This window comes from Embleya sp. NPDC059213 (genome assembly GCF_042754445.1).
Classification (GTDB): Bacteria; Actinomycetota; Actinomycetes; order Streptomycetales; family Streptomycetaceae; genus Embleya.
This window is the reverse complement of record NZ_JBHZAV010000331.1, coordinates 1-5720: the sequence shown is the minus strand read 5'-3', so window position 1 is coordinate 5720 and position 5720 is coordinate 1. Positions and strand designations below refer to the sequence as shown.

Genomic DNA, 5720 nt, shown 5'->3' with positions numbered 1-5720 from the left:
CCACTTTTTCTCTCCCCCGCCGGCGCTCCTCCGAGAAAAAGTGGCCCCTCGCTCGTGACTTCGTGTCCCTTCGCTTCGCTACGGGCCACGAAGTCAAAGTTCTGCGGCTCCGCCGCTCTCCGCGCTTCGCGCGTCGATCACGGGGCGGGCTGGGTCGGGGGCGCTGACGCGCCGGGGGTGCGGCGCGGGTGGGTGTGGTGCGTGGGTGGGGCGTGCATGGGGGTGGGGCGGGGCCGTCCCCCGACGGGTTGGGGTCGGGGGACGGGTGTCGCTGTTCCTTGGGGCGCCGGGGTCAGATCAGCGTCAGCGTCAGGGTGCCGGTGTAGGTGCCGGGGACGGTGATGCCGGGGACGCCGAGCTTGAGGGCGCCGCCGCATTCGAAGGAACCGGCGCTGGCGCCCGCGGCCGACGAGCACAGGGTGCGGGGCTGTCCGAGGCCGGTGCCGGGCTCGGCCTTGGCGCCCGGGGTGACCTGCGGTGCGGTGCCGCCGGTGGGCAGGGTGCCGGTGACGGACTTCGCGGTGGGGGTCCAGCCGAGGTTGTCGCCGACGATCCGGCCGCCGGTGGCGGTCAGGTCACTGGCCTGGCCGGTGAGCGTCCAGCCCGCGTTGGTGCCGCGGGCGTCGGAGACGGTGAGCGGGTTGAGCGCGCCGCCGGTGAAGGCGTCCTTGCCGTTGAGCGTGACGCCCGGGAGTGCGACGTCGGTGCCGCCGACGCCCAGGGTCAGCGGGCCGCCCTGCACGTCGGTGGTGATCACCTGGTAGCCGGTGCCGGGGCCCGGCGGGACGGTCACGGCCTTGAACGCGACCGGCAGGAAGGTGTCCTGGCTGCGGTCGGGCGAGCCGTGCGCGGCGAAGGTGACCACGTTGCACGTCGTGACCGAGCAGTCGGTGTCGACGCCGTTCGCGTTCTTGTACTTGGCCTTCATGTTGTCCAGCGTCAGCGTGAAGCTGCCGTCGGCGTTCAGCTTGGCCTGGCTCGGCGAGGACGGAGCGGTGCGCACCCACTTGGTCGCCTGGTACGGCGCCGGGTTGGTGTTCCAGTCGGCGCCCTTGGGGCCGAAGGCGACGTAGATGCCGTTGCCGCCGTCGCGGACCGGGTCGAAGCCGGTGCCGGTGACGGTGAAGGTCTGCCCGGCCGGGTCGGCTCCGCTGACCGGGGTCACCGCGAGCTTGGGCGCGGCCGGCGTGTTGTTCTTGAACGCGACCGGCGTGAAGGTGTCCTGGCTGCGGTCGGTCATGCTGGCGCCGTGCGCGGCGAAGGTGACGACCCGACACTCCTGCTTGAGGCAGTCCACCTCCTTGCCGTTCCCGTCGGTGTACTTCGCCTTGACGTCGAGCGTCGTGGTGAAGGCGCCGTCGGCGCTCATCTTGCTGCCCGCGACCCACGCCTGGGCGCTGTAGGCCCCCGCGTTGGTGTAGTAGTCGTCGATCTTGGGACCGAACAGGACGTAGACCCCGTTGCCGGAGTTGCGCACCTTGTCGAATCCCGTGCCGTTGACGGTGATCGTGGCGCCGTCCGGGTTGATGTCGACGTTGGGCGACACGCTCACGGACGGGGTTCCGGCGGCCTGCGCGGGCGAGGCCAGGCTCACGCCGGCCATCGCCAGCGCGGCGGTCGTGCCTATCGCACCGAAGCGGATCAAGCGGTTCGCGGGCTGGGGCCGCGCTCCGTTCGTCATCCTTGGCTCCTCCATCTGGCAGTGTGCACAGGGCGGCGCCCGGACCTATTAGCGGTAGGTCCGGGCGCCGTCCGATGCAGAGGAGGTAAGGCTAACCTAATTAATGGGATCGTAAAGAGCGGGTACGGCGCTCCGACAGCGGAGTACGTCACACCCGGACCGGCCCGAATACGGGCGGTATTCCCGTGCCTACGCCGTGATCCGGCGCCGATTCAGTCGCCACAACAGGTACGCGGACGCGGCGATCGCGGCTATCCGGACCATTGCCGGCAAAAGCTCGCCGAAGCGATCCCACGCCTCGTCCCGGGCCAGATCGGTGCCCAGGTGCCCGGTGGCGCGCAGCCACATGCCGATCGCGAACGCCAGCGCGGTGGCGCCGGGGACGTAGAAGGCGGCGAACCGCCGCTCCTTGAGCGACCACGCGCCCGCGGTGAAGACCACCAGGTAGCCGAGCAGCACCACCACGGTCGAGGCGACGATCGCACCGATCGCCATCATCGCGATCGCGAACACCTCGCGCACCTGCGTGCGCAGCGCGCCCGGACCGAACATGCCCAGGGCCGGCGTGGGTTCGGTCAGCGACTCCTCGTCGTCCCAGGTCGCCGACGAGTCCGAGAGCACACCGATCGGATACGCCGGCGCGTGCAGCGAGCCGTCGCCGTACACGTCCGGGCCGGGGCGCTCCGGCGTCCCGCCCTCCGGCGGGGTCCGCCACCACAGCGGCTCCTCGTCGGGATCCGCGAGCGGGACCGGCTTGGTCGCGGCGCCGCCGGCCGCGGTCTCGGCGAGCGTGGGCGGACCGGCCGCCGCCGGGGCCGCCTCGGGGGAGACCCGAGGCGCCGGCGGTGCGGCCGGCGGCGGCGCGGCCGGCTGCGGGCGGGACGGATCCGGGATGGCCGGAATCGGCGTCGCGTCCGCGCGAAAACCCATCTGCCGCGCCACCGTGGCGTAGCGCGAACCCCGCATCGACATCGCGCCCGCGCCGTCGTCGGCCCCGGCGGTGCGCAGATCGCCGAGCCGGTACAACTCGTGTCCGACCACGGCCTCGGGGCTGCCGAGCCGATCCAGCACGACCTGCACTGTGCCGGGGGTGTGTGCGTTCAGCCGCTCGCGCTCGCTGTTGATCTGGCTGCGCAACCGCTCCACCAGCCGGGCCCGGTCGGCGGGACGCAGTCTGCGCTGGGCGGCGTCGCCGACCTCGCCCAGGTACTGCAGAACCAGATGATCGCTCTCGAAGTTCACGCCCCCACCCCACCCCTGCCGAAGGATCGTCGCATCGGCACGACGCTTGCATCGGTAAAGCGACAACTCAGCGTAGGGGCGCGGGCGTAGCGGAGCGAGGGGTTGACCGAAATGGTGATCGCCCGGACCGCCCGAGCCGCCGCCGGCGGCCGATATTCGGCCGCCGCGAGGCACCGGGATCGCGGGACCGGTGATCATCGGCGGGCGGACCGTCTAACGTTGATGGGATGACCACGTCTGCGTCGCCCACCCGTGCCGAGGCCGATCGGCTCGCCGAGTCCGGCCCCCGGACGCTCGCCGAGGATCTGCGCGGACGCACCGACGCGGCCCTCGCCGCGTTGTTGCGGGCCCGGCCGGACCTGACCTCGCCGGTCCCGGTGGACCTGACCCAGCTCGCCACCCGGGCCACCACGCGGGCCTCGATCGCGCGCGCCCTGGAGCGGCTGGACAGGTTCACCCTCCAAGTGGTCGACGCCGCGGTGGTGCTGCCCGACGGCTTCGCGGCGGCCCGCCTGCACACCCTGGTCGGCGTGGACCCCGAGCTGCTCGCCGGGGCGGTGGCCAACCTGCGTGAGCAGGCCCTGCTGTGGGGCCCCGACGACGCGCTGCGGGTGGTGCGCACGGTGCGCGACCTGGTCGGCGCCAGTCCGGCCGGGCTCGGCCCGACCCTGGCCGGCGCGGCGGCCCCGACCGCGCCGTCCCGGCTCCAGGAGGTGCTCGCCGATCTCGGGCTGGGCTCCAGCCACGACGCGGTCTCCGCGATCGCGGCGATCACCGACCTGTTCACCGACCCGACCCGGCTGGACGCACTGCTCGCGCAGGCTCCCGAGGCGGCCCGCGAGGTGCTGGACAAGCTGGTCTGGGGGCCGGCCGCGGGCAGCGTGCGCGGCGCGGACCGGCCGGTGCGCGCCGACGCGGCGCGTACCCCGGTGGAGTGGCTGCTGGCCCGGGCACTGCTGGTCCCGGCGGGCCCGGACGCGGTGGTGTTGCCGCGCGAGGTCGCGCTGCACCTGCGCGGTGGCCGGGTGCACCGGACCCCGGAGCCCGCGCCGCCCGAGCTGCCCACGCGCGAGCACGATCCACAGGCTGTGGACAGCCTGGCGGCCGGCTCCGCGTTCACCGCCGTGCGTCGGGTCGAGGACCTGCTGGAGGCGTGGAGCACCGGCGGCCCGGCCGTGCTGCGGGCCGGCGGCCTGGGCATGCGCGAGTTCAAGCGCACCGCGGTGCAGTTGGACGCGCCCGAGGCCGAGGTCGCGCTGTGGCTGGAACTGGCCTACGCGATGGGCCTGGTCGCCGGCGACGGCGAACCGGACGAGCAGTGGCTGCCCACCCCCGCGTACGACACCTGGCGGCGCACCCCGGTGGGCACCCGCTGGGCCGCACTCGCCGGCACCTGGCTGGAGACCACCCGGGTGCCCTCGCTGGTCGGCTCGCGCGACGACAAGGACCGCCCGATCGGCGCGCTGGGCATGCAGGTGGACCGCACCGCCGCGCCCGAGGTGCGGCGCCGGATCCTGACCACGCTCGCCGCGCTGCCGCCGGGTTCGGCCACCGACGCCGACTCGCTGCTCGCGCATCTGACCTGGCATCAGCCGATCCGGGCCGCGCGGCTGCCCGAGGAGCTGTTCCGGGCGATGCTGGTCGAGGCCGAACTGCTCGGCATCACCGGGCGGGGCGCGCTGGCCGGATACGCCAGCACGCTGGCCGAGGGCCGGGTCTACGAGGCGGGCGACGCGCTGACCCCGCTGCTCCCGGAGCCGCTGGATTACGTCTTCCTCCAGGCCGACCTCACCGCCGTGGCCCCGGGCCCGCTGGTCCTGGACCTCGCGCACGAACTGCACCTGGCCGCCGAGGTGGAGTCCACCGGCGGCGCCACCGTGTACCGCTTCACCGAGACGTCGGTGCGCCGCGCGCTGGACGCCGGTCGTACCGCGGCCGATCTGCACCACCTGCTCGCCACCCACTCGCGGACCCCGGTGCCGCAACCGCTCGGCTACCTCGTGGACGACGTGGCCCGCCGACACGGCCGGATTCGGGTCGGCACGGCGGGGGCCTTCCTGCGCTGCGACGACGACGCGCTGCTGGGCGAACTGCTCGCCGACCGCCGGGCCGCGGGACTGCGGCTGCGCCGACTGGCCCCGACCGTGCTGGCCGCCGAGTCCGCCCCGGACCTGGTGCTGGAGAAGCTGCGCGGGATGGGCTTCGCGCCGGTCGCCGAGTCCGCCACCGGCGACCTGGTACTGACCCGCCCCGACACCAGACGCACCCCGCCGCGCTCGGCCCCGCCCCGGGTCGCCGGCGAGCCCCCGGCCCCCGGCGAGGCGCTCCTCGGCGCAGCCGTCACCGCGATCCGCGCAGGCGACGCCGCCGCCACCGGCCGCGCCGACGACGGCACGGACCGCGACGGCGAACCGATCGAACTCCCCCGCACCTCGGCCGCCGAGACCCTCCTGGCCCTCCAGGCAGCCCACGCCGACCGCCGAGCAGTCTGGATCGGCCACGTAACCCGCGAAGGCCGAGCCACCCAACACATCGTGGTCCCCCTCCGCCTGGAAGGCGGCTACGTAACCGCCCACGAACAAGGCACCGGCGAAATCCACACCTACCCCCTACACCGCATCACCGGCGTAGCCGAAACAACCTAGCCCCACCCCCAAGCCCCCACCCCAGGCGCGTCAGCGCCCCCGACTCGGGCTCACCCTGGTGATCGACGCGCGCAGCGCGGAGAGCGGCGGAGCCGCAAAACAAAGACTTCGTGGCCCGGAGCGAAGCGCAGGGACACGAAGTCACGAGCGAG

Annotated in this window: 3 protein-coding genes; 1 reads left to right on the top strand and 2 read right to left on the bottom strand. The window is 73.9% G+C overall.

Annotation, left to right across the window (positions count from 1 at the left end):
• Positions 1-292: 292 nt before the first annotated feature.
• Positions 293-1681 (bottom strand): hypothetical protein, encoded by a 1389-nt coding sequence (locus ACFXMF_RS46430; RefSeq protein ID WP_360316396.1) that lies wholly within the window; start codon positions 1679-1681, stop codon positions 293-295.
• 189 nt (positions 1682-1870) lie between these two features.
• Complete coding sequence (locus tag ACFXMF_RS46425) at positions 1871-2923, bottom strand: hypothetical protein (RefSeq protein WP_360316393.1); 1053 nt, start codon at positions 2921-2923, stop codon at positions 1871-1873.
• Positions 2924-3150: 227 nt separating this feature from the next.
• Here ACFXMF_RS46425 and ACFXMF_RS46420 point away from each other — a divergent pair, with 227 nt between their 5' ends.
• Positions 3151-5568, top strand: a complete 2418-nt coding sequence (locus ACFXMF_RS46420; RefSeq protein WP_379992550.1) for a helicase-associated domain-containing protein — start codon at positions 3151-3153, stop codon at positions 5566-5568.
• The last annotated feature ends 152 nt before the right edge of the window (positions 5569-5720 follow it).